The sequence below is a fragment of the Brevibacillus sp. HB2.2 genome (assembly GCF_013284275.1).
Taxonomy (GTDB): Bacteria; Bacillota; Bacilli; order Brevibacillales; family Brevibacillaceae; genus Brevibacillus; species Brevibacillus brevis_D.
The window spans coordinates 81,061-103,997 of the sequence record NZ_JABSUV010000014.1; the positions used below are offsets into that span (position 1 = coordinate 81,061).

A 22,937-nucleotide genomic window follows, 5' to 3' on the forward strand; every position below is an offset into this window, starting at 1 on the left:
CCCTCTACTCTTCGGACACGTAGAAAAAACGATCATGCCTTTTTTACTGATGGCTAGCGTCGTATTCACTTTTTTTGAGAAACGCCGAGATGATTCAATCCCCTTGAGAGGAACGTTTTCCTAATAAAAGCGAACACTTAATCGCTATTGTACCGTATGGTTCCCATAGTATTCAACGCTAGTAGCAAAATGGGGCAAAAAAGCCACCTCGCCCCTAGCGAGATGGCCGATTCTTCTCAGTATTCCTCGTTTCTCATTCGTTCTGTACATGACAAGCATATTCCATTAATTAGTGTAGCACTAATGGTGAAGATTGGTCAAAATGAAAAACCAAAACATTTGTTTCCCTTTCTCTATTTCTTCCCCCACTGCGTAAATCCTGCTACGATCAAGGAAAATATGTCAATGGGTTTCTTTCTTAGCGTTCACCGCCGTGCCTCAGGTATTTCCATTCATTCGCTCATAAGCTTTGGACATCCTAGTAAGGCATCGATTCCTGAGGCGAAAAAGGGGGGAATACTTTTGATCAGTGCTACCAAGCCGTTTGTCAAATTCCATAAGTATGATGCTGAGCTAGCTTCTGACGTTCATGCACTAAATTCTGCCGGATACAATAGTGATGATATCTGGGTTTTGAAATGGAATCCTGATAAAAATCACTCCAATCAACGAAACAATTTTTATAAATACAGCACCCATTTTGAAAGTGCCGTCGGTCACATTGACAGCATGGCGCATTTCTTTGACAATGGCGGTAAAGAACTCCGTACCCGTCTCGAAAAGCTAGGTCTTACAAAAGACGAATGCTCGGCATTGGTTCGGGAACTGCAAGATACCGACTATACATGCCTTCTCGTTGTACGAGACCTTAAGGATAACATTATTAAAATGAATGACTGATCGACCGCAAGAAAAAGCCACTGCTTGGGTTCTAACGCCAGCAGTGGCTTGTTTCATTCCTATCGGGATTACTTGTCTTCTTTAATCAGTTCGATGCCTTCCAGCACTTCGTTCAGCTTCGCGTAAACAGTGCTCTCCTCGTCCTCTTCCAATGGTACCATTTCGCCGCCGTCCACTTGGAATACGAAGATATCCACTTCTTCATCTTCTTCATCTTCTTCGCTTTCTTCATCTTCCACAGCTTCAGCCAAGGCAATATATTCTTTACCGTTCAGGTCGAACATAGCCAATACTTCGAAATCCCCCAACGGTTCACCATTTTCATCGTCCAATGTAATGATATCGCCCAACTCGAGGTCTTTGTTCTCTTCTGTCAATGTGTTCACGTCCTTATGCTGATATTCGTACTCTGTTCCATCATACCGTTTTTTTCCGGGAGAAGCAAACAGGCGAATAACTCTGCGCCTTTCCTGTCACTGAAAAACAACCTACCACTTGAGGCAGGTTGTTAGCTGATTACTCACTATACTCTTCAAGAACACCTTTTTCAAGCAAAAATGCTTCTTCTGCCTGAAGAATCGTCACGATCGCTTCGCGTTTGACATACATGCCAGCAGATGCAAGACGGCTCTCAATCGCACGAAGCAGTTCTTCAAAATCAATGATCTGCACTTGTTGATCGCTCACAAAAAAACCTCCCTTTTCCCACGCACCTTTTTCATTGTACACGAACAGGTCGTTTCTTCCAACTCCACCATTTTCGGCGAATTGGTTTTAACAAATAAGCGCTCCAGATGACGAGCACAAAAGAAAGAATCACGTACACACATGAGAAAAACAACCACGGTGCAAAAGTGATGTCATCGGAATGATCGAACGACTCGCCTAAAATATCGAACAACACGATGATAGGGTTCATCCCTGCCAACATCTGAAGCTCATACATGCTCCAAACATTCGAATTGACGTACCGTTCCGGATGCGCCTGTTGCAAGGACTCACCGATAAAAAAGAACAGCAAGCCAGTACCTACCACAAAAAAGAAGGCAATACCGTATGTGGTGACCGTCGAGATCGACGTTCGTTTAATCCAAGTAGAACAGAACAACCCCAGCGACCCGAGAAAAAACATATTCACCGCGAGAAAAAGGACAAGCTGGGCCATTTGTTCCGGGGAGACGCTTCCGTACAGCATCACGATACTGTACAAAGGCATCGAGGCAACCAACAGTAGCGTAGAGAACGCCAAAGACGTAATGAGCTTGCTTAAAATAATCGTGCGCGTCGACAATTGGGTCGTCAGCAAAATATGCAAGGTCTGGCGTTCTCTCTCCCCACTGATCGCTCCAGCAGTCAGGGCAGGTGCCACAAAGCAAACCATCGCGTAGTGTATCCCCGCAGATATCAGAAACAGATCCCGGTTATCCCCTAACGATTCGGCCTTTAAGGGATCCATGAGCAAAAAGCCCATCGGTATTCCCCCCATGACAAATAAGTAAATCGCTAAAATGAGCATGGTCTTTCTCGAGCGGAATCTTTCCCGCATTTCTTTTACCAAAAGAGGATTGAACAAGAAGTCGCTCACTCCATACCGACTCCTTCCGTAATCGCTAAGAAGACGTCTTCTAAATCTTTCTTGGAATCACCATAGTAGACGACTGCGACCTGCTCATCCAGCAGTTCTTGAAGCAATTCAGCTTTTTGTTGCTCCGTCCCTTGAAAGTAGAAGCGAAAGCCTCCCATATAATCCGTCAATTGATGCACATACGGAGAGCTCGCTAACAGAAGTCCCGCTTTGTCCAAATTCCGCAGGGCTCTTAGTTGCATACGGCTTTGGCCTGTGTCCCGATTACTGACCTCGTGCACGGAGCCATACGCAATTAATCTGCCTTTTTCAATGACACCAATATCATCACACAGCTCGGCTAGCTCCGGCAAAACATGGGAGCTGATAATAATCGTCTTACCCATTTCGCGTAGTTGCTTCATAATTTCGCGCAATTCGATACGAGCACGCGGATCCAGTCCTGACGCCGGTTCATCCAAAATCAGCACGGCCGGATCATGTACGAGACAACGCGCTAACCCTAGACGCTGTTGCATGCCTCGAGATAATGAGTCGACGAAAGCGTCTGCTTTGTGAGACAAATTCACTAGTTCTAAAAGATCACTTACGAGTGCCCGTCTTTTGGAGGCAGGAATTTTGTACGCTCCGGCATAAAACTCCAAATACTCCACCGCTGTCAAATTGTCATATACACCAAAAAAATCGGGCATGTATCCCACTGACTGGCGCACACTGGCAGGGTCTTTTCTTACATTGTAGCCACAGACAAATGCTTCCCCTTCACTCTGTTCCAGAAGGGTAGACAAAATGAGCATCGTGGTAGATTTCCCAGCGCCATTTGGACCAATAAAGCCAAACACCTTTCCTGGTTCGATGGAAAGGTTCAAATCCGTCAACGCTTGCAAATTGCCGTATCTCTTTCCTAAATGAACGGTTTCGATTACCATTTCCGCACCCCCTCTACCTGGAAAATTGGCTCTGGTAGAGCTAATCGTGACGTTCCATTATGGGAAAAACGAAGCAATAACGATTGATTTGGCGTCAACACTTGTTGGAGTTCTTTGTCGAGGACAAGTCTAGTCCCACGCTCAACAGGTATCCACCTACCACTCTTTTGGTGGAAGTATTCTATCCGGAAAGGCTTAAATGAACTGTGATTCAGTGGTACCGTAATTCGCTTCATATTGATCGCGGCTTTGTCTGCACGTAGCTCAAACGTAATGCTGCCCTTTCCAATCTGCCAAATGTATCCAGTACTATCGAAGTCCCCTGTCGTTTCATACATCTCTGCATCAAGCAAGCCATATGGAAAAGTCACGATGCCTTGTTCATTCGGCTGGAATTGAATTGGCTGCTGAATGACATTCCAGTAATGTGCTTGGTGAGGCACCTGCATTGTCATCAGAGGAAGAGGCTCTGTCGTTGTACCGATGATACTTACCTGATTTCCCTCTTCGTACTCAACGACTCTTTCCCTCATTTCTTTGATTCGCTCTTCCAACGTTTGCAATTCGTTTGATGCTTGTGGTTTTCTTGGCATAAACAGGGGCTCAAGCACACTGTCAATCTGCTTTTCTTCTCCCTTTTTCAAAGGCCCAAGAGGAATTCGCTGAAAACCAATTTCAATATAAGTTTGATCGTAGGCAAACTCCGTATTGTTTTTCACGTGCCCTTGCACACGATTCTCATTGATTCGCAAGGAAGCATCAAAAGCCCCCATGTCGTGCTTTACCCCGATACCGATTGCCTGTTTGGGTGTCAAATAGGGTAGATTACGGAAAGAGAGAAGCTCCTCGCCATTCATTAGTCCCTCTGGTCGATAATCATTTCGTCCTACTGTCAAGGGCAGAGCAACGATCGAAGGTTCAAGCTGAACATCATAGTCGTTCTGATCCACCCCTAAAAACGTTGCGGCTGAGCGAACATGAGCCAAAGACTCATCTAATATATCGATCTTGGTTACGGCGTAGCTAGAACTCGTTTTCACAACAGCAGGCTTTCCAATCGCGAATATAGCGACGGTCAAGAAAATTCCTCCCAACGGGATGACTCCCCACGCCCATTCAGGTTTTCTCATTCTTCTTAGAATGAAGTATGTCAATGGTGCGAGTACAATTACGTATCCGCCCCATAACGCTACCATCCAGGTTGGCGGAGGAGTTTGCACTTCAGGAATCTTCTTGCTCAAGTCTAGAAAAGGCCGGGTCATTTGATCCATAAAAAGCTTCTCTTCAAAAATCTTCTTGGCGCCATGCTGGGTCATTGCATTCTGCCACAGCTGTGGATTGAATTGCCACGATGCCAACGGCTCTGCTGTCACATCATAGTTGACAAATAGTAGCAACCCTCTGCCGTATGGTTTTGACACAAATAAGGGCAAGTCACGGTTGTATACACCAATACTGCCTTTTGGCGCAACTTTTGCAATGTCATACTCACTAAGTGCTTGCTGCAGATCGATATTACCAGCTTTTCCGGCTTCCACAGGGAGAATATCAGCAAACCGCTGGATCATCCCATCTTGATTGGGACCTGCGGAAACAACTACGATTCCTCCCAGCTGGATCCACTCCTTGATCGCAGCCATCTGCTGATCATTTATTGTAGAGCCACTATTGCCTGCCAGCGCTAACATGTCTATGTTTTCGTAAATCCATGATTGGTCAGGTAACATTTGTTCCGTTAGATTTTGTACGGACAAGGGACGATTCATTTTGGATTGAGACTGATTGACGGCAAGGAAATGAAACGCATTGCCCTCCTCGCTAATCACCCCAATTGTGCGTCCGTCTGTTGGATATGAGATACGCAGCTTTTCACTTTTGACAACTTGACCGTTTTGCGTAACCTGAACGTACCAATCATCGAGCAATATTTGGGTAGGCATATCAAAGTATACGGTTGTACTCTTTCCTTGCTCTAGCTTTATCGGACGCCGAAGTTTCAATTCATTATTTTTTTTGACTTGTCGCTGCGATAACTCTACAGATCCTGTGAAATCCTTTTCCTGGCTGGTTACCTTTACGTTTAGTCTCATCCATGATTCATATTTGACGATACCACTTAAGGGTATTTCGAATTGTATGTCTACGTTGCTCTCTGCCATAGCTGGGCGTATCGAAAAGCTAAGCCATGTGATGACAAAGATTAACACCCATTTCCATCTCATGCTTGTTCCTCCGCTCATTTTCGTGACGCCAAAGAGATAACCAGTTGTTGCAGTTGATCATGGCGTGAGATAAGCAGTAAGTGCTTACCTTTGTTTGCCCAGTTTCCTTTGATCAGCTCTTCCGATGACTGGTTTCGCAATGGTAGCTCGCGTGTCACAAAAGGCTCTACACCCACGTTTACTTCCATCAGTGTTCCATCGGGGTGTGTATAGGTCAATCTCGTATCGGAGCTCCACGATGCCCACTGTCCCACTGCAAGCAAGGTAACTTTCCCTGTTCGCATTTCCATCAGCTGTACTTCACCGGCTTTATTGAAGGCAAGCAAGCTTCCATCTGGTGACCATTCAGGCTGAGAGCCTTCTACAAGCTTCCACTCTTGGAACGAAACTGTGCTGCTCACCCAAATTTCGTCGACGCCATTTTTCGAGCGAGTAAAGGCAAGCGAATCATCGTGTTCAGACCAGCTTGGTGAAGAATACACGACCCCTTCTTCTTCCTTCAGCAATCGGCTGCTTCCTATGCTGTAGCTTGTCGGCATCTCCACAATCCATATTCGCGATAATTTTTTATCTTGCTCGACGACAGCGATTTTCTTCCCGGAATTAGACCACGCAACCCCCGTATATTTGCCTTCGGTTGGCGGCAATTTGATCGTGACTGGCTTTAGTTCCGCGTCGATTGGAATGGTTTTCAGCTCTGTATTGTTATGGATATAAGCGAGCTGAGTGGCTTTGCTATCAATATCAACAAGCTCCACGGCCGCTTGTGCTGGCAGCGTAAGTACTTCATGCTCTCGAACGGCAAGAGAGGAATTGTTCCACCACACAAATCCGCCTATGGCAAGGATGAGAGCAGCAACAGCGATTCCACTCCAAACCAACTTCCCAAGCTTTTTAGGAGCGGCATTTGGGGCCTTAGTCTGTTTGGCTTCGAGATCTCTCATTTTCTGGAGCAATTGTTTTTTCAGGTCTGATTTCAGCTGATAATTGACTGGAACCGAACCTCGCATCTGCTTCAAATGGGCTAGGAGCTGGGTTACGGTCTGATCATCCGATTGATGATCCTGGGGGTGCTTCTCCTCTTCTCTCATTCGGAGTCCCCCCTCTCATACATCTTCTGAAGTTTTTGTAATCCGCGATAAGAAATCATTTTGATACTCGATTCTGTTTTGCCGAGCACCTCAGCTACCTGACTGATTTTGAGGTCAGCAAAGTACCGGAGCATCAACACGTCTCGTTGATCCTGAGACAACAAATCCAGACGATCACGAAGCAGACGAATCTCTTCATTCGTCAGCGCCTGTCGTTCCGGCTGCCATGTGTCGTCCGGCTCTGCTCCTAGAAAATCCTCCTGGTCAACCGGAAACTCCCTGTTTTTCCGCATAAAATCCACATATGTATTGTGAGCAATACGAAAAATCCACGATGCAAATGGACTTGTTCTGCTATATTGCTCGAATTTTTCTAGCGCTTTTAAAAAGACCACGGTGGTCAAATCATCGGCATCCCACGTACTTTGAACCCGGCATCGTAAATACCGGTTGACGCGATCAAAATATTCGTCATATAGTTCCGTAAATGGACGAGATTCATAATAATCTCCGGATGATGGCCCCGATGGTTGCTTCATAGCCATTCCCATTTGCGTTTTCCTCGGTTTCTTCCAGACTGAAGCATGTTCTCAGAATGGACTTTCTCCACTGCATTCTGAGACTACTCTAACTAAGTAATACGTATTTCTTAGGAAGAAAGTTTCATAATGTGGCAAAGTTTTTTGAATTATTTCCCTAATGCGGCATCTAATGCTATCTGAATGTCTTGAACAGCCTCGATTCCGACCGATAACCGTACCAGTCCCATCGTGATTCCCGTTTCCTTGCGCTGCTCTTCAGAAAAAGCACGGTGAGACGTCGTAACTGGATGAGATACACTCGTCTCCACACCTGCCAGAGACGGAGCCAGCTTGATCCAGTCAAGTGCCCGGTAAAAATCGTAAATCTTCGTCTCATCTCCCAGAGCAAAGGATATCATTGCTCCCTGTTTTTGCCTTGAAAAAAAGAAGGTCTCCGTAGGACTTGGGTAATACACCCGTGCAACTGCAGGATGATCACGAAGAAACGCAGCAATCTGACTGGCATTATCGCATTGACGCTCCATTCTCACTGCCAGTGTTTTCAAACCCCGCGATGTCAACCAAGCCTCAAAAGGACTGAGGGACGCACCGTAGTTGACTACGATCTCGGTAGCACGCTTGATTATCGCCTGTGATCCAACCAAAACACCTGACGTCACATCGCTATGTCCACCTATGTATTTGGTTCCACTGTGCACGACAAGATCTGCTCCGAATGAAACGGGTTGTACCAAATACGGGGTCGCAAACGTATTATCCACCATGACGGTTAAGCCAAGTCTTTTTGCTTCCTTGATCCAGTATGGCAAATCTACAACCGTCAATAGCGGATTGGTGATGCTCTCCACGAAAAACAGCCGCGTCGTCGGGCGAACGTGATCAGCAAGCTTTGTCGTTTGCCCAAGCTGGATGCATCCAAGCTCGATTTCAAACCGCGACAGCTCCTTATGCAGTAGAGCATAGGTACCCCCATAAATTTCATGGGATGCCAGAACGTGATCGCCAGGGGAAAGAACGGCAAGTAAACCCGCCATGATCGCTCCCATACCGGAGGCAGCACTGACACCTGCCTCGGCGCCTTCTAAAGCTGCAATTGCATGAGCTAGCTCAGTCTGGTTGGGATTTCCATTTCGGGTGTACAAGTATTCACCTTCGCCGCCGTAGTATTGTTCTACTTCTTCCAAGCCTTCGAAGGCAAAAACAGAGGTTTGATAAATCGGTGTCGTTTTGCTCTTTACTCCCTGCAAAGGGTCATGTCCGATATGTACCGTTTTGGTCTCAAATCGCTCTGCCACATTGATCACCCTTTTCTCCCAATCATACCACGCGAGATTGGAAAGGAAACTAGCGGATTGGCAAATGCTCGACGATTTGTGTTATAATTCGAAACCGAACCACCCAACGATATGATACAAAGGAAGGTGCATAAGATGAGAAAAATGATGACAACTCTGTTCACATGTCTGACGGCAATCGCCTTGGTTACGGGTTGTTCTACAGGAAGCAATCAAGCCGCTCCTAATCAACCGACTACGCCAGCAGAGAAACCAGCATCCAAAGAGCCAGCTAACCCACCGGGTCCAACCGGAGAGAAGAAATACGAGAAGGCTCCGGCTATGCAGATTGACAAAGCAAAAGATTATCAAGCAAAAATATCTACTTCCATGGGAGACATTACGATCGATCTGTTTGAAAAAGATGCCCCCATTGCTGTCAACAACTTCGTCTTCCTCGCAAAGGACAAGTTCTATGACGGCATTAAGTTCCACCGCGTCATCAAAGACTTCATGATTCAAACAGGCGATCCATTGGGATCTGGCATGGGTGGTCCAGGTTACACGTTTGAAGACGAATTGAAAAATGGTCATAAATATGAACCAGGCGTGGTTGCCATGGCGAATTCCGGTAAAAACACAAATGGTAGCCAATTCTTCATTGGTTCTGGACCTGACGTGACAGGATTGGACAACTCTCCGAACTACACGATTTTCGGAAAAGTCACGGGTGGCATGGATGTTGTTCAAAAAATTGCCGGAACAAAAGTAAAGAAAAACCCACAAACGGGTGAACCAAGTGTTCCAGAGCAAACGATTACCATTAAATCCATTGCAATTACAGAAAAATAAGAGCAGCCTGAAGCTGCACACGAAAGCCACTTCCTCAACGGGAAAGTGGCTTTTTTACCGAGGAAGCATCTGTTCATGAAAACACTTTCATAAGGAATGTTATTTTGTAAATAGTTCTTTGGTACCATTTCCCTCTTGAACCACTCCAGTAAGACCGATAGACTTGCAAAAGACCTGATTCGCTTCCGCAATCAAAACGCAAAAAGCGAAAAGGAGTGGTTCACACCATGTTGTCACGAGAAGCGCCAACGCGCTTTTTCTTCTTTTTGAACAGTTTTGGATTGATGCTGTTATTCTTATTTGTCACACCGACAAGTGCAATGGCACCACAACCGGTACCAATCCTCCCTGTTCTCGATAGTACAACGTCGCCATCGGAACAAGTTTCAAAGAAGGAAAAGAAATCAACCCTATCTGCTACAGCAGTAAAACGCGAGTCTGTACAGGTTAGTCGTGATAGTCGCCCCAGAGTAGTTCGCAATGGAAAAGTGAAAGTTTCGGAGAGGGATATGGAACTGCTCGCCCGGTTAGTTTATGCGGAAGGCCGGGGAGAACCGTATGAAGGACAGGTAGCGATTGCTGCCGTTGTATTGAATCGGGTTGCTTCAGATGATTTTCCACATACGGTACGGGAGGTTATTTATGCTCCCAATGCGTTTTCGCCTGTCCATGACGGCAATTTGACACATAAATTAAATGAAAGTACGAGAAAAGCGGTTCAGGACGCAATAAATGGAAAGGATCCGAGCAACGGTTCCCTGTACTTCTTTAACCCGGATACAGCTAAATCCAAGTGGATTTGGTCACGTCCTGTAACGGTTGAGATCGGTAACCATCGTTTTGCTCGTTAACCCGTTACTCACAGAAAAAAGATTTAATAATACTTTATTTTTATTTAATTGATGTTTTACTTTTGCTTGCTATGTTGTACGTGTAAGCACTTTTTCAACGCATTGAGAAAAAGTTCGATTATCTTCTTTGGATGACTTTTTAACGTAAGCATGTTTAGATCGATCATTCAATCTGAGTATGCCTACGCTAATAGCTTTGATTGATTGACTGTTTTGGGTGAGAGCAAACCAGTCATAGAACAATCAGTCGTTCTTTTTCTCAATCGCCCCCAATAATTAGGCATTCCCAACTGGGAGTGCCCCTTTTTTATTTTCAAACCCGTATACAGACATAACACCTTGTCTTTTGCTACAATATACCTGTATGGAAAGGGGGCAGTCCGTTGCGTTTGTACAGTCAAATGACACTCGCAGAGCTCCAGGAGGAAATGGAGCGCCTGCACGTAGAAGCGAAAGAGAAAAAGAAGCTTGGTGATCACTCACAGCTTGCTATCATTACACAAAAGTACTTTATGGCGAAATCGTACTATTTAGGAACAAGTGAGTTCCGAATCGGCAGCAAATACAGCGTGCCTGATTACGATCAGCCGTTTACAATCGATTATTTCAACGGCGTCTTTGCTTGGGGACGTTTCCCTGATTCGGACGAGCAGACAGGTTTTCCAGTAGGAATGCTCGAACTATGGTTCGACTAGAAAAAAGAGATCGGCACTCGCACACTTGTGCATGCCGATCTCTTTTTTCTTGCCCGGGCACATGCCGCAACAGATGGATATACTAAGAAAAACGAAAGGGAGCCAACCCGCATATGGACTGGATTTCTATCATCCTTTTGGTACTTCTTGCGCTCGGTGTTATCGGAAACAACGCAACCGTATCCATTGCCGTTGCGATTCTTCTTTTAATGAGGCTCCTATCATTGGAACGATATTTCCCTCTACTCGAGCAGCATGGATTACAGCTCGGGATCATTATACTGACGATTGGCATCATGACTCCGCTGGCAAGCGGCAAAATTAATCCTTCGTCTATCTTGGAGATTTTTACAAATTGGCATTCGCTGCTGGCCGTCGCCGTCGGTATGTTTGTGGCCTACCTAGCGGGAAAAGGAACGGTCTTGATGTCCCATAATCCATTGATCGTTACTGGCCTTTTGCTAGGTACAATCGCTGGTGTCACTTTTTTCCGAGGTGTTGCAGTCGGTCCTTTAATTGCAGCAGGGATTCTCGCCTTTATCTTGCAATTTCTACCGAAGTGATTAACTCCAGCGCTCTTTTAGCTGAAGACCGTAGGCCAAAATTTGTTGTGGCGTAACCATGCGGAAGCCTTGCTGTGCACGATAATCAATCGTAAGCAGATCAGATCCGATATAGGCGATCGTTTCGCGATCTAGCAGAAACGTCAAAGAATCGACCTGGTAGACTTTATCCTCGGGACCTTGGCTATCCCACCACAACGCATACTCTACATTCATCCCGCAACCACCGACTAACTCACCGTTGATCCGAATGGGCTTATCTGTACTGGCCATACGTTCTTCCGCCTCTTTTGTCACTTTTACTATCATGTTTGATGCCACCCTTCTCATGATTTTCCAGCATGTTGAATGCATCATCTCTTTCATGATAGCATACAATGCTTGAAAGGCAGCAGAAAGGACGATCATCTATGAACATCTACGAACAAGATGGGATTTTTGTCGCGGAAACGGAGTTCCAATCGGAGCTCGTTGTCATTTTTGCGAATACGTGGGAGGAAGCCAAGGAAAAACTACTCGTTCGGCTTCTCGTACTAGAAATGATTGGTTGAATAAAAAGCGGGTCGCCCAGTGGACCTGCTTTTTTCCATGTGAAAAAACAAGGAGCTACCCATACATGACAGATACGACCTTAACGGAAATTTCCGAGCAACACCTGGTTGCTCACATCAGACAAGCAACGACCAAAGCCAATCGTAACAATGTCACCCGCACACAAGCATACCTCGCCTTTTATCTCGAGCATCAAGAGGTTCACTGGGCGTTATTGGCCCATCTGGTCTCACGAAATGGCGGGTGGAACATGACCGATTTAAAAGGAGAATGGCTACCGCTTATTATGGACGCACATGCAATTGAGCCGTTTTTTTGGTTTTTGGAAAGATCTAACTGGCTGATTTTTCAGGATGCCTATCCGCAATTGCTTCTGTATGCGGAGATGAAACGAACGGGGACAGATTTAACAAAGCTTTTGGCACCACTTGGTGTTTCAGTCTTTATGCAATCGTATTGGCAAGAGTTCCTCGCAACCAAAGAAAGCGCGCGCCTTACACATGCTCTCATCGTCAATGAACAGCAATATATCGAACAACGTGTCGTACAGAAGCCGTTTACACTAAATCGCATTTTCAGTTCGTTTGCATTCGTTGCTCAATCTGCTCTCTCGATGAATCAAGTGCTCATTCCCTATAAAGCGCATTCTACTGATCGCCGGCTTAGTTTGATCGGGTTACATGTTCATCATTTTCCCGACATCAGAAACCGCATTCAGATCGGAAAAACGTTGTATCAGCAATTGTTTGGGGATTCTTTCCGCTCCGAAAAAATGGTCTCCTACTGCTCTCGTATTCCTCATACTGGCTCCCGAGCAGATTATTGGCCGCATTTGTTCACCCCTCATCATACTCCTTCCACCACAGATGATGCGTATCAACTACGCTTGGATGGACATGAGTTGCTAGAAGGAAGCCCGAAGATTTACAGCCCCCGTCTTCAAGATGCATGGGCTGATTATGGACACGATCCGGCAGATGGGGTAGATTGGTTTCGAGATGAAAATTGGCACAAGGTCGTGAATGAACCCGCTTCACTGCCTTCCATCGACAGTGATTCTTATGTGCGTTCGCTGCAATGGATCGAATACGGAGTCAAACTCGTCTCAGCAATCACGTAGCTTGGAGAGGAGGTCAGCCTCATGGAAAAATGGATGCAAGAAATGGCGTTGAATCAAACAAGTTTTTTGCTATCCTGCCAATTGCCGAGTGGTACCTTTCGCCTTGGCCCCCAACGTGACCAAATCAATCCGTACTTTACTAACCTCGGAATTGTTTCCCTCATCCGTATGAAGGAGGTAGAGGCTGTTCGGGGTCATCTCGATTGGTATTTACAAAACCTGAATGCGGACGGCTATATCAATGATTTTCGTCTTGAACAGGACAAAGAAATCGATACCGGCACAAATGATAGCGAAGATAGCTACCACACCACCTATTTTAGCCTGCTAGCAGAATGGATACGAGCAACGGGGCATATGGACTGGCTGTATGCCAACCACGCTACACTCTTATCCCTTCTCCGAGCAGTTGCCCGCCTTCAACAGAAGGACGGTCTGACCTGGGCGAAGCGTTCGTATCGGGTCAAATATTTGATGGACAATTGCGAGGTGGCCAAAGGACTGGCAGATGCTTCGTATTTATTTTCGTTGATCGGAGATGTGGAGGCTGCCGAGGAAGCGGCTTCACGTGCGAGAGCCTGTGTGCTCGGCATCCGTGGAATGTACAGTCGAATTCGTAAGTCGTATGCCATGTATGATCGCACGTACCCCGGCTGGCGAAAATGGTACCCGGACGTTACTTCCCAAGCGTTTCCTATTGTCTACAGCATGACAGATGCCAATACGGCTTCGCTACTCTACCAAAGGATCACAGACGCTTTCCCGCACTTCGATACGTTTCAGACTGGTGATTTATACCCTTGGATGACGATGGGGGTATGCGCGCAGTTGATGGGTGATAAAACACGGGTGAGGACCATGCTCGTGACCGCTACAGATTTGTACATACACGGTCCGAGGTACCCGTACTGGCTGCTTCAAGATGCCGGACGCTATATCGAGTTACTACTTGAAGTGGCTTCATGAGGTTCAGATAGGAGGTCCTTTACCCAACGATAGCAACGCTCGAGCTGTTCGTCTGTAACTTGGTCGGAACGATGCTCGAACATGATCTTTACGTGCGGGTTTTCCTTCCGGATGATTGTCAGGTAGTCCTCAATCGGTGCCCACCCTTCTTCTGGTTTCCATTCGGGAAGAACGGGAAAGTGAACGAATTCAACCCCACTCGCGGTCACCTTCATACTCTTCAAATGAATGCTAAACGAATATTTCGTATACGTTTGGATGACCTGACGCGCATCGAAAAACGGGTCGATTTTTTCTTGCAGGAACAATCGGCCCGTATCGAGACAGAGCTTGATCGTTGGGTATTTCTGCAGCAAGTCCTCTAAAAATTTTGTCTCATACACATATCGGTTGAGTGCATCGAATTCAAGGACTGGTGTGAAGTGAAACTCCTTGCCTTTCTCAGCTAACCACGCAAACACCTGCTCACTACGTGATTGAAACTCTGCTTCTGTGTAGACTTGCTCCCAAACAAAATCTCGCGAATCATGAAAACGCCAAACATTCCAGTCGACGCGATCATCCAAAATGACAGGCTTCGGATAGTGGAATAAGACATAGGTTGGCGAAAGGAATGCCATATACGCCAGTTCCCTCTCTATCCTTTGAAACGCCTCTGCTCTCGTCTGATCATCAGCATCCATGAATAGAGCATCCCGCAGCTCGGATTGACCTGCACGCAGTGGAAAATGAACACCGACCGCAAATCCTTTTGCTTGTGATTCGCGCTGCAAAATTCGGATATCCTCCTCCGACTCAAATAAGCATGCCTCTATTCCGTAAAAGCCCTCTTTAAAATCTCGTGCGTATTTTGCCTGATCAAAACCTCCGTATTGACCAATCATGAAATTTTTCATTCGAGGGTTTCCTCCGATTTTCCACCGTATAGAAAACGCGGGAAGTCTATCCCCGCGCTTGCTCTACTTTCTTTCAATTTTTGTACCCGAGTCGTGCGTCACTACGAGAAATGGGGTCAATTCCCCTTCCTCCCAATAAAAAGGCAAGACAGAAATCGGCACTTGCCCTTTGGATGCAAAATCATAAGTAAGACGAGCTAACAGATGGGCTCCAGCTTCTCCTGCCATATCCGCCACAATCAGCACATCCTGATGCGGAATCGCGACACCAAGCGAGTCTCCTTGCTTTTTCTGATCCATCTCCGCCAGAAATGAATCCAGCAAAATTCGGCTTGCCGCATATCCGTCTGTCGGACTAATAAAATGGATGTGCTGGCCCCCTACTTCTTGTGACTTCACTGAAAAGGGGAGCTTTCGCAAGTTTTCCATCGCGTATGCATGAAGCTGCTCGCTCGTCCAGCCTGCTTCCTGCAACATCCTCTTCTCAATCAATGCGTAGCCTTCCCCTTGATCTAGCGCGTACAGGACGTACGTATCTGCTGTATGTTCCTTCACAACCCAACGCTCCGGGTACTTGTTGATCATCGAGGCATGGCGCAAAACCGGATAAATGTAATGCTCTTGACCGATTACTTTCAGTTGTCGATCCAACTTACTCACTCCCTTCCTCGTTTATTACCAAGGTGGATTATCGTCGTCCTCCGTTGGCGTGCTCATTGGGGTATACGCAACGTTTTGGCTTCGCTCTTCGATTTCTTTCACGATGTCCGTCAATGCCTTTGGCTTTAAAAACTCAACAGGGGACATGCCACGCTCGAATTGTAGCTGCTCGCCTTCTAACAATACCAAATAACGCCCGTTTACTTTCGCGATATGCAGGTTGGTACCGTAATCCGCCAATAATGTGCGGATCTGCATATGGTCCAGCTTGAACTTCAGCTCGACCTCTGGTTGGCGATCTGTAATGATTTGCATCGCTTCCATCACAGTCTCATGCTCCCATTTTTCTGCGAGCTCCCGCTTCGGACTTGCGGCAATGAGTTCGATGGCTTCCTCTTCCCTTACCCGTTCTTCCGACTCTTCGGGATACGTATATTCAATGTGCTGTCTTGCCAATGAAATGACTTCTTCAGAAACGATCTGCGTCATCGTTTGCGGATACTCGATAAAACGCAGAAATTCCTCGAAATACCGTGCGTGGGAGAACTGATGAATTTTCACGTGATAAGGATCATTCATTCCCGATTCGATCATATACGGATACATCAGTGATTTCATGTTTTTGGCGTTAATCGCCATGCGTACGTTCGATATGAGGCTCTTCTCGTCTGTGATGACTGCTGTTTTTTGTTCGAAATCGCATTTTAAAATAAAGACATAGCGTTCATCAATCAAATCCAGCCTCGTCCGGACCACAATCATGACCCCGCCTCTCACCTGAGAGGTTCGCAAATACGACTGAATCAACTCCTGGCAGGGCTCCTTGCTCTCCCCTGGTGTCTCCGCTGCCAACAATCGATTCAAGAGGGCATAGTTAGGGTTCGAGTCCAATGGATGTCCAGGCTCCAGCACAAATTGACCCAGTTTTGTCGGCGTGCCTTCTGTCTTCGGATTCATCTCGACTTTTCTTTTCGCAATCCGGGCGAATTCCCCATCGAGAAAATCTTTCAGCTCGCTTTTCTGATATTCATCATGGCCCAAATAGCGCGTCATCCGCACTTGTTTTATGCCATCCTCTTCTTCAGGCTGTTCCATCAGATAAAAGGATAACCAATCAATTGTAAAATTCATACCCTTCGCTCCCGTCTGCATGTAACGAACTGATTATAGCAAACCTATTGAAAAAAAGGTCAGCTTTTTCAAATCATGATAAGATGAAGGGAGGAGGGGAAAATCAGACAATGTGGACTCGTATGAAGTCATGGTGGAACGAAAAAATACGCGATAAGCCATATCGGCCCGGCCACCTGGCAGGACACTATGAAATTACAAAAGTACTGGGGATGGGAAGCTACGGGATTGCATATCTCGCAACGCACAACCCTACAGGTAATCAGGTTGTGCTGAAGCAAGTGAAACCAAGCCTGCGTCACACACCAAAAGGAGAAGCCATGCAGGCCTATGAAAAAAAGGTGCTGATGTCCCTCTCGCATCCGCAATTCCCTCGCTGTCTGGATTCCTTTACTTACCGGCAAGACTCGTTTATAGTCATGACTTATCTAGCAGGCCCGACACTCGAAGACATGTTGTTTGATCAAAACATCGTGGCTGATGAGCAAAAATGCGCCGAATGGATCCGCCAAATCGGGGAGCTCGTGGCCTACCTCCATATGCAAAATGTGATTCACCGCGACGTACGGATTCCCAACGTCATCTGGAAAGGGGACAAGCCGTACTTGATTGATTTTGGCCTCGCCAGGTTCGTTGGTGATCGACCGACATACACGGCTGATACCTTGTCCGCCTACCCGTCTGAAAAACAATTGAAGCGTGAAGTCGCTCCTTCCAGTGATTTGTACGCATTGGGACATTTCTTTTTATTTTTGCTCTATTCCGGATACGAATCGGAACCAGACGCACCAGAAAAAAGCTGGGAAGAGGAGCTTTCTTTATCTCCTCCGATTCGCATGATGATTCGGCGTTTGTTACAAATGGACGCCCCTTATGAGAGCGTTCAGGACTGGCTAGAAGAGCTAGATCGCTATTTGATCCACTCCCATAAAAAAAGAGCAGGGCATCCGTAGACCTCACGGATTCTCCCTGCTCTTCTTCGTCCTTCATTCGGCAATCGGCTCTTGTTTCGCCTGTTCCATCTTTTCCTTCAGTTCCCCTGCTTCCTGGCGCAGCACTTGTCGCTCGTGTTTCGTCAGAACTTCTCCACCAACTGTGCCGTTTACCAGCAAATCCTCTTCATATAACCGATCTTTGCGCATGGAAACCTCCTGCAGACAAGTTGTGTGCTTCTTGTCCTACTTTGTTCCAAAGCTGCCCTTCTTATGTGCACGATTTTGATTTTGATTCCGCTTGGCAGGGCTCGCATTTTTAGCTGGAGCTCCTGGCTTTTGTGTTGGCGCTGGCTTTCGTACAGGACGCGGATCTTCCAGCGCTCCGTGGGTCATGAATTTTTCAGCGATAGGCAAGCCTGTTTGCTTGGAAAATTTTTGGATGATGAACTGTTCCTGTGGCGTAACGATCGAAAATACCAGTCCGGCACGCCCCATTCGCCCAGTTCGACCACTGCGATGAATGTACGTATCCGCATCAGATGCAGGATCATAATGCACAATACATTCCACACCTGGAATATCAATGCCACGTGCCGATACATCTGTCGTAATCAACACGGGGAATGCTCCGTCCCGGAATTGTTGCAGGGTGCGGGCACGCTCTTCTTTCGTAGCATCACGGTGCAAGAGTCTGCACGACAAATTGTGGTAATTGAGCTTCGATACAATCTCGTCCACTTTTTCGATTTGGTTGACAAAAACAATGGAGGAGCGAACATTGACGAGGCGCAGCAAACGACGGAGCGTATCCACCTTTTTGCGTGGATCGGTGACCAAATACATGTGTGCTACTCCTGCGGCCCCTTCTGGTGCCGCTGCACGAATAACGGCAGCGTCTTTTGTAAAAATCTCAGCCGTATGTACGACTTCCTCTGCGATTGTCGCTGAGAATAACAGTCGTTGCGTATCACGCAGTGTTTTTTTCATAACCTCTTGGACTGGCTTGCCAAAGCCTGCATCCAGCATACGGTCTGCCTCGTCGACAACAACTGTCTTCACTTCATGGACCTTTAGCTTGCGCTGCTCAATCAGCTCCAACAGTCTTCCTGGTGTTGCTACGATCAATACAGGCTTCTTTTTCAGTTTCTCGATTTGGCGTTTCACATCGACACCGCCAATAATAGACATCACAGCCGTGTCCTTCCCTGGCAGAAGGCTTTCTGCTTCCCGCGCAATCTGAACAACGAGCTCATGCGTCGGTGCAAGTACAATGGCCTGTACATCTTTTTGCTCCATATTGACTTTCGATAAAATCGGCAATAGATAAGCAAACGTCTTGCCTGTCCCTGTCGGTGACTCCACCAAGGCATCTCGACCAGCCATAATCAACGGAATGGCTTCACTCTGTACCGGTGTCGGTGTTTCCATTTTTCGCTCTCGCAATATAGTCAACAGCGGTGCGCTAATTTGTAAATCTGCAAACGTGGTGCTCACAAAAACCCTCCTGGCATAAAGTGGTGCATTGGGTAAGCTTACCACACTTTGCAGGTAGAATACAGAGGTAAGCCAGTCCTCGTGAGTCAAGGTCATTTTCGAGATAAAAAAACAGGCGAAATCCGCATTGGACTTCGCCTGACCTTCCTTCTACCCGTTATTGGAATCGAAACGGGTTTCCTGCTTCTCACCCTGGTCTTGACGGTCCCGGCTGGTGGTTTGGTTACGTGTCCCTTTTGGACTTTCCATGTACTCCTCTACTTCCTTTTGAAACTCCGCATCATAGTCACGCACACCTATCACCTCCTACTCTTATTTTGACCAGGCTGATCACATATTATTTTCCTGAAACCTTTTTCCTGGTCATGCGTCTCTTCATATAGGAATGATAACTCTAGTACATTTTGTTAGATGGATGTGAATCATGAATGGAGACGTTGTCTCGGACTCGCTCACGCAAGCGAGCCAAGCGCAAAAGACCATGGCGTTGGGTTAAGAAATGGATACTTGGCACAGCCTTAACCTTTACAACCTTGGCTCTACTGGGAATTATTTTTTTATTTGGAACGAAAAACGGCGTAGAATTACGCGAGTGGGCGGCAGGTACTTTGTTGACAACCCAGCACGATTACTGGGCCCCTTATACATTTTTACCCGATGAAAAACTGAAAGAACTAAAGCAGCAAATTACACATCCGACCGTTATCAATTCTGAGGATACAGGCTCAGCCACGGCAGGACCTACTATTCTGCCGAGATCGAATCTGGTAACCGTCACACTTCCAGAGAAACCAAAAGAGCTAATCGAGATCGAGGAAATTGATGTCTCGAAAGGCAGTTATTACTTTAAAGGAAAAATCATGTACATTAGCGACCCGAGCAGAGTACGGCTCGTCGTCACGAATCGCAAGGACCGTGGAGATTTGCTCGATGAGTTTGTAAAGAAAACAGGAGCCATCGGGATCGTCAATGCGAGTGGATTCGCAGACCCAGACGGCTACGGCAAAGGAGCACGAGCTTACGGCGTCGTTATCCACGAAGGAAAGATTTTGCAGGGCTACAACCCGAGAAGCGGAGAAACTGCGTTAGGGCTTACCTATGACGGTAAACTGATTACAGGCAGCTACTCGGCCGAACAACTCGTGAAGATGGGCGTGCGTGACGCTGTGAGCTTCCGTCCGCAGTTAATTGTAAACGGGAAAAATATGTTTGAAGGAAAGCCTGCCAAGAGCTGGGGCATTCAGCCGCGTACCGCGATTGGACAAAAAGAAGACGGGACAATTGTATTTGCAGTCATTGACGGTCGCCAACCCGGGCATTCCATCGGGGCGAGCATGAACGACATGGCGGAACTATTAGCTGAGCGGGGTGTGGTTACGGCAATGGCCATGGACGGAGGTTCCAGCTCTATGATGCTCCACAATGGTGAGGCCATCACGAAGACGTCTTCTCCCTATCATCGAGGCCGCTATTTGCCAAATGCGTGGGCAGTTTTTTAGAAAACGGCAGGGTTGATTTTGAGGAGGTTTCAAATTCTTGGACAAATTGTTTCACTATAGTGAAGACCCAGCCATTACGATTTTTCAGCCACGTGCGCATCCCTCTCACCCCACACTTGCTCCGGCTGTATGGGCGATTGATGCAGAACGAGCTCCGATGTATTATTTACCGCGGGATTGCCCGAGGATTTGCTTCTACAAAAAAGCAAATTCTGAGCCGGCAGACGTCGAGCGCTTTCTTGGCTTGACGAGTGCCAAAATGGTTATTGCGATCGAAAGCAAATGGTATCCCGCGGTTTCACAAACTACGCTGTATGAATATACCTTCTCTCCAGAATCTTTTTATAGCTGGGACGAAGGTGCAGGCTACTATTTGTCAGAAGTAACTGTTTCGCCACTAGACGTAAGGCCATTAGATGACCTTGTACACTGTCTTAGCCGATCGGATATTGAATTGCGAATCACCCCTTCGTTGATGCCGCTCCGAGATTCATTGCTACAAAGCAGTCTGCACTATTCCATGATCCGTTTGCGGAATGCGTCGCTCACATAAAAAAACAGGCAGTCTCACCTGATGGTGGCTGCCTGTTTTTGCTTTTACAATTTAATCGGTGTTTTTGCCTGCTCCAAACTCCATTTCTCAACATCCCACGTTTGTGTAACCCAATCCTCATAAAATTCAGGTTCGTGGCATACGAGAAGGACGGTCCCCTTGAACTCCTTCAAGGAACGCTTGAGCTCTTCCTTGGCGACGACATCCAAGTGGTTCGTCGGCTCGTCAAATACCAGCCAGTTGCTTTCGCGCTGCAGTAATTTACAGAGACGAACTTTTGCTTGCTCGCCCCCGGACAGAGCGTTCATGTTACGATTGATATGCTCATTTTTCAAGCCACAACGTGCCAGCGCTCCGCGAACCTCATGGTTATTCATGGACGGGAACTCATTCCATACATCGTCAAGTGCAGTAATTGGCTTCGCCTTCACTTCTTGCTCGAAGTAAGCAGGATGGAGGAAATCGCCTTTCTCCAGCTTTCCACCCAGCGGAGGAATCACACCCAGCAACGTTTTCAGCAGGGTAGACTTACCGACACCGTTCATTCCGACAATCGCTACTTTTTCACCGCGCTCCAGCTTCACACTAAGCTTTGGCAGCAATGCATGCGAATATCCGATCTCCAGGTTTTCAGCCTCGATGACAAAACGGCTACTTGCCCGGGATTCCTTAAAGATAAACGAAGGTTTCGCAGCCGTTTCCGGCTTGTCGATGCGATCCATTTTATCGAGCTGCTTTTGACGGCTCTTCGCGCGGCCGGTAGTAGACGCACGTGCCTTATTGCGCGCAATAAAGTCTTCCATTTTAGCGATTTCTTCCTGCTGCTTCTCAAATGCGTCAAAGTGCTGACTGCGTTTTGTCTCAGACTGTGCCAGGAAGGATTCGTAGTTCCCTGTGTAACGATTCAACTTGGTAAATTCCAAATGATAAATCACATTCACGACTTCGTTCATGAAGGTCGTGTCATGGGAAATCAGCATGAAAGCGTAAGGATATTCCTTCAAGTAGTTTTTCAACCAGACGATATGCTCTTCGTCCAAATAGTTTGTCGGCTCATCCAGCAACAGAACAGTTGGTTGTTCCAGCAGCAATTTTGCCAAAAGAACCTTGGTACGCTGACCACCGGAGAGGGATGCAACATCGCGCTCCAAACCGATTGCACTCAAACCCAAAGCGTTGGCAATTTCATCTACTTTTGCATCGATCAAATAAAAGCCGCTCGTTTCCAGCTTGTCTTGAATTTCGCCCATGCGCTCCAGCAATTCTTCCAGTTCCTCTGGAGATGCCTCAGCCATCTTTTCACCAATCGTCATCAGTTCAGCCTCTTGCTCCAACAACGGCAGGAAGGCATCCTTGAGTACGTCACGAATCGTTTTCCCAGCTTGCAGCTTGGTATGCTGGTCCAAATACCCGTATTCGATTTTGGGCATCCATTCAATGCGACCGTTATCAGGCAAGTTTTGACCTGTCAAAATCCCCATCATCGTTGATTTTCCGGTACCATTTGCGCCTACGAGTCCTACACGGTCATTTGGTTGCAAACGGAAAGATACATCGCGAAACAAAACACGGTCCCCAAAGCCATGGGACAAATTCTCTACGATCAAAACACTCATGCTCTATTCTT

General features: G+C 46.8%; 27 protein-coding genes. 11 read left to right on the forward strand and 16 right to left on the reverse strand.

What is annotated here, in order from left to right; all coding sequences use genetic code 11:
• Window positions 1-522: 522 nt before the first annotated feature.
• On the forward strand, window positions 523-900 hold the full coding sequence (locus tag HP401_RS35610) for a YflT domain-containing protein (protein ID WP_016743484.1): 378 nt from the start codon (window positions 523-525) through the stop codon (window positions 898-900).
• Window positions 901-968: 68 nt separating this feature from the next.
• Here the strand turns inward: HP401_RS35610 and HP401_RS12435 are convergent, their stop codons facing one another.
• The 8 genes from HP401_RS12435 to HP401_RS12470 form a co-directional block, all read right to left on the reverse strand.
• The gene (locus HP401_RS12435; protein WP_173605220.1) at window positions 969-1,277 is read right to left on the reverse strand and encodes a DUF1292 domain-containing protein; all 309 of its coding nucleotides are present in this window, start codon (window positions 1,275-1,277) and stop codon (window positions 969-971) included.
• A gap of 139 nt (window positions 1,278-1,416) precedes the next feature.
• Window positions 1,417-1,629: a hypothetical protein gene (locus HP401_RS12440; RefSeq protein WP_016743483.1), complete on the reverse strand. Its 213-nt coding sequence runs from the start codon at window positions 1,627-1,629 to the stop codon at window positions 1,417-1,419.
• On the reverse strand, window positions 1,619-2,485 hold the full coding sequence (locus tag HP401_RS12445) for an ABC transporter permease (RefSeq protein WP_173605221.1): 867 nt from the start codon (window positions 2,483-2,485) through the stop codon (window positions 1,619-1,621). Before HP401_RS12445 ends, HP401_RS12440 begins: the two co-directional genes overlap by 11 nt.
• Window positions 2,482-3,414 (reverse strand): ABC transporter ATP-binding protein, encoded by a 933-nt coding sequence (locus HP401_RS12450; RefSeq protein ID WP_064199165.1) that lies wholly within the window; start codon window positions 3,412-3,414, stop codon window positions 2,482-2,484. The genes HP401_RS12445 and HP401_RS12450 overlap by 4 nt, the downstream gene beginning before the upstream one ends.
• Window positions 3,408-5,636 (reverse strand): hypothetical protein, encoded by a 2,229-nt coding sequence (locus HP401_RS12455; protein WP_173605222.1) that lies wholly within the window; start codon window positions 5,634-5,636, stop codon window positions 3,408-3,410. Before HP401_RS12455 ends, HP401_RS12450 begins: the two co-directional genes overlap by 7 nt.
• 14 nt (window positions 5,637-5,650) lie before the next feature.
• Entirely contained in the window at window positions 5,651-6,727 is a 1,077-nt protein-coding gene (locus HP401_RS12460) for a TolB family protein (protein ID WP_173605223.1), read from the reverse strand.
• Entirely contained in the window at window positions 6,724-7,278 is a 555-nt protein-coding gene (locus HP401_RS12465; protein WP_015891561.1) for an RNA polymerase sigma factor, read from the reverse strand. The genes HP401_RS12460 and HP401_RS12465 overlap by 4 nt, the downstream gene beginning before the upstream one ends.
• A 137-nt stretch (window positions 7,279-7,415) precedes the next feature.
• Window positions 7,416-8,573, reverse strand: coding sequence for a trans-sulfuration enzyme family protein (locus HP401_RS12470; protein ID WP_173605224.1), 1,158 nt, complete (start codon window positions 8,571-8,573; stop codon window positions 7,416-7,418).
• A gap of 126 nt (window positions 8,574-8,699) precedes the next feature.
• Here HP401_RS12470 and HP401_RS12475 point away from each other — a divergent pair, with 126 nt between their 5' ends.
• The 4 genes from HP401_RS12475 to HP401_RS12490 all read left to right on the forward strand — a co-directional run bounded on the left by HP401_RS12475 (window position 8,700) and on the right by HP401_RS12490 (window position 11,504).
• Window positions 8,700-9,395, forward strand: coding sequence for a peptidylprolyl isomerase (locus HP401_RS12475; protein WP_015891563.1), 696 nt, complete (start codon window positions 8,700-8,702; stop codon window positions 9,393-9,395).
• 227 nt (window positions 9,396-9,622) lie between these two features.
• Window positions 9,623-10,246, forward strand: coding sequence for a cell wall hydrolase (locus tag HP401_RS12480; RefSeq protein ID WP_173605225.1), 624 nt, complete (start codon window positions 9,623-9,625; stop codon window positions 10,244-10,246).
• Window positions 10,247-10,629: 383 nt separating this feature from the next.
• Window positions 10,630-10,941, forward strand: a complete 312-nt coding sequence (locus tag HP401_RS12485; RefSeq protein WP_015891565.1) for a YfhH family protein — start codon at window positions 10,630-10,632, stop codon at window positions 10,939-10,941.
• A 113-nt stretch (window positions 10,942-11,054) separates the two neighbouring features.
• On the forward strand, window positions 11,055-11,504 hold the full coding sequence (locus HP401_RS12490; RefSeq protein ID WP_173605226.1) for a DUF441 domain-containing protein: 450 nt from the start codon (window positions 11,055-11,057) through the stop codon (window positions 11,502-11,504).
• Here HP401_RS12490 and HP401_RS12495 read toward each other — a convergent pair whose 3' ends face one another.
• Window positions 11,505-11,813, reverse strand: a complete 309-nt coding sequence (locus HP401_RS12495) for an iron-sulfur cluster biosynthesis family protein (RefSeq protein ID WP_254457061.1) — start codon at window positions 11,811-11,813, stop codon at window positions 11,505-11,507.
• Between the two features lie 101 nt (window positions 11,814-11,914).
• On the opposite strand from HP401_RS12495, the gene HP401_RS12500 reads away from it, so the two are divergent.
• The 3 genes from HP401_RS12500 (at window position 11,915) to HP401_RS12510 (ending at window position 14,142) form a co-directional block, all read left to right on the forward strand.
• Window positions 11,915-12,055 carry a hypothetical protein gene (locus tag HP401_RS12500; RefSeq protein WP_016743472.1) on the forward strand — a complete coding sequence of 47 codons (141 nt, stop codon included), beginning with the start codon at window positions 11,915-11,917 and terminating at the stop codon, window positions 12,053-12,055.
• Between the two features lie 65 nt (window positions 12,056-12,120).
• Window positions 12,121-13,176, forward strand: a complete 1,056-nt coding sequence (locus HP401_RS12505) for a DUF2515 family protein (RefSeq protein WP_173605228.1) — start codon at window positions 12,121-12,123, stop codon at window positions 13,174-13,176.
• Window positions 13,177-13,197: 21 nt separating this feature from the next.
• Entirely contained in the window at window positions 13,198-14,142 is a 945-nt protein-coding gene (locus HP401_RS12510; RefSeq protein WP_173605229.1) for a hypothetical protein, read from the forward strand.
• Here HP401_RS12510 and HP401_RS12515 read toward each other — a convergent pair.
• The 3 genes from HP401_RS12515 to HP401_RS12525 all read right to left on the reverse strand — a co-directional run bounded on the left by HP401_RS12515 (window position 14,109) and on the right by HP401_RS12525 (window position 16,829).
• Entirely contained in the window at window positions 14,109-15,038 is a 930-nt protein-coding gene (locus HP401_RS12515) for a TIM barrel protein (RefSeq protein ID WP_173605230.1), read from the reverse strand. The two genes, HP401_RS12510 and HP401_RS12515, sit on opposite strands and share 34 nt — an antisense overlap.
• A gap of 63 nt (window positions 15,039-15,101) precedes the next feature.
• Window positions 15,102-15,698, reverse strand: coding sequence for a DUF1444 family protein (locus HP401_RS12520; RefSeq protein ID WP_173605231.1), 597 nt, complete (start codon window positions 15,696-15,698; stop codon window positions 15,102-15,104).
• A 15-nt stretch (window positions 15,699-15,713) separates the two neighbouring features.
• Complete coding sequence (locus tag HP401_RS12525) at window positions 15,714-16,829, reverse strand: DUF3900 domain-containing protein (protein ID WP_015891573.1); 1,116 nt, start codon at window positions 16,827-16,829, stop codon at window positions 15,714-15,716.
• 110 nt (window positions 16,830-16,939) lie between these two features.
• Here HP401_RS12525 and HP401_RS12530 point away from each other — a divergent pair, with 110 nt between their 5' ends.
• On the forward strand, window positions 16,940-17,782 hold the full coding sequence (locus HP401_RS12530) for a serine/threonine protein kinase (RefSeq protein ID WP_087349046.1): 843 nt from the start codon (window positions 16,940-16,942) through the stop codon (window positions 17,780-17,782).
• A gap of 33 nt (window positions 17,783-17,815) precedes the next feature.
• Here the strand turns inward: HP401_RS12530 and HP401_RS12535 are convergent, their stop codons facing one another.
• The 3 genes from HP401_RS12535 to HP401_RS12545 all read right to left on the reverse strand — a co-directional run bounded on the left by HP401_RS12535 (window position 17,816) and on the right by HP401_RS12545 (window position 19,552).
• A complete protein-coding gene (locus HP401_RS12535) occupies window positions 17,816-17,971 on the reverse strand; it encodes a hypothetical protein (protein WP_007718860.1) in 156 nt (51 codons plus the stop codon).
• Window positions 17,972-18,007: 36 nt separating this feature from the next.
• On the reverse strand, window positions 18,008-19,258 hold the full coding sequence (locus HP401_RS12540) for a DEAD/DEAH box helicase (protein WP_173605232.1): 1,251 nt from the start codon (window positions 19,256-19,258) through the stop codon (window positions 18,008-18,010).
• Window positions 19,259-19,408: 150 nt separating this feature from the next.
• Entirely contained in the window at window positions 19,409-19,552 is a 144-nt protein-coding gene (locus HP401_RS12545) for a hypothetical protein (protein ID WP_015891577.1), read from the reverse strand.
• 134 nt (window positions 19,553-19,686) lie between these two features.
• On the opposite strand from HP401_RS12545, the gene HP401_RS12550 reads away from it, so the two are divergent.
• Window positions 19,687-20,757, forward strand: coding sequence for a phosphodiester glycosidase family protein (locus tag HP401_RS12550; RefSeq protein ID WP_173605233.1), 1,071 nt, complete (start codon window positions 19,687-19,689; stop codon window positions 20,755-20,757).
• 37 nt (window positions 20,758-20,794) lie between these two features.
• Window positions 20,795-21,310: a DUF6886 family protein gene (locus tag HP401_RS12555; RefSeq protein WP_173605234.1), complete on the forward strand. Its 516-nt coding sequence runs from the start codon at window positions 20,795-20,797 to the stop codon at window positions 21,308-21,310.
• A gap of 44 nt (window positions 21,311-21,354) precedes the next feature.
• Here the strand turns inward: HP401_RS12555 and HP401_RS12560 are convergent, their stop codons facing one another.
• Entirely contained in the window at window positions 21,355-22,926 is a 1,572-nt protein-coding gene (locus HP401_RS12560) for an ABC-F family ATP-binding cassette domain-containing protein (RefSeq protein WP_064202620.1), read from the reverse strand.
• Window positions 22,927-22,937 lie beyond the last annotated feature (11 nt).

What these genes read in the sequence shown, in the direction of transcription:
- HP401_RS12525 (WP_015891573.1), bottom strand. Translation starts at nt 16,829, where the DNA reads ATGAATTTTACAATTGATTGGTTATCCTTTTATCTGATGGAACAGCCT.
- HP401_RS12455 (WP_173605222.1), bottom strand. Translation starts at nt 5,636, where the DNA reads ATGAGATGGAAATGGGTGTTAATCTTTGTCATCACATGGCTTAGCTTT.
- HP401_RS12480 (WP_173605225.1), top strand. Translation starts at nt 9,623, where the DNA reads ATGTTGTCACGAGAAGCGCCAACGCGCTTTTTCTTCTTTTTGAACAGT.
- HP401_RS12495 (WP_254457061.1), bottom strand. Translation starts at nt 11,813, where the DNA reads ATGATAGTAAAAGTGACAAAAGAGGCGGAAGAACGTATGGCCAGTACA.
- HP401_RS12465 (WP_015891561.1), bottom strand. Translation starts at nt 7,278, where the DNA reads ATGGGAATGGCTATGAAGCAACCATCGGGGCCATCATCCGGAGATTAT.
- HP401_RS12515 (WP_173605230.1), bottom strand. Translation starts at nt 15,038, where the DNA reads ATGAAAAATTTCATGATTGGTCAATACGGAGGTTTTGATCAGGCAAAA.
- HP401_RS12510 (WP_173605229.1), top strand. Translation starts at nt 13,198, where the DNA reads ATGGAAAAATGGATGCAAGAAATGGCGTTGAATCAAACAAGTTTTTTG.
- HP401_RS12460 (WP_173605223.1), bottom strand. Translation starts at nt 6,727, where the DNA reads ATGAGAGAAGAGGAGAAGCACCCCCAGGATCATCAATCGGATGATCAG.
- HP401_RS12475 (WP_015891563.1), top strand. Translation starts at nt 8,700, where the DNA reads ATGAGAAAAATGATGACAACTCTGTTCACATGTCTGACGGCAATCGCC.
- HP401_RS12550 (WP_173605233.1), top strand. Translation starts at nt 19,687, where the DNA reads ATGGAGACGTTGTCTCGGACTCGCTCACGCAAGCGAGCCAAGCGCAAA.
- HP401_RS12535 (WP_007718860.1), bottom strand. Translation starts at nt 17,971, where the DNA reads ATGCGCAAAGATCGGTTATATGAAGAGGATTTGCTGGTAAACGGCACA.
- HP401_RS12450 (WP_064199165.1), bottom strand. Translation starts at nt 3,414, where the DNA reads ATGGTAATCGAAACCGTTCATTTAGGAAAGAGATACGGCAATTTGCAA.
- HP401_RS12560 (WP_064202620.1), bottom strand. Translation starts at nt 22,926, where the DNA reads ATGAGTGTTTTGATCGTAGAGAATTTGTCCCATGGCTTTGGGGACCGT.
- HP401_RS12530 (WP_087349046.1), top strand. Translation starts at nt 16,940, where the DNA reads ATGTGGACTCGTATGAAGTCATGGTGGAACGAAAAAATACGCGATAAG.
- HP401_RS12505 (WP_173605228.1), top strand. Translation starts at nt 12,121, where the DNA reads ATGACAGATACGACCTTAACGGAAATTTCCGAGCAACACCTGGTTGCT.
- HP401_RS12500 (WP_016743472.1), top strand. Translation starts at nt 11,915, where the DNA reads ATGAACATCTACGAACAAGATGGGATTTTTGTCGCGGAAACGGAGTTC.
- HP401_RS12490 (WP_173605226.1), top strand. Translation starts at nt 11,055, where the DNA reads ATGGACTGGATTTCTATCATCCTTTTGGTACTTCTTGCGCTCGGTGTT.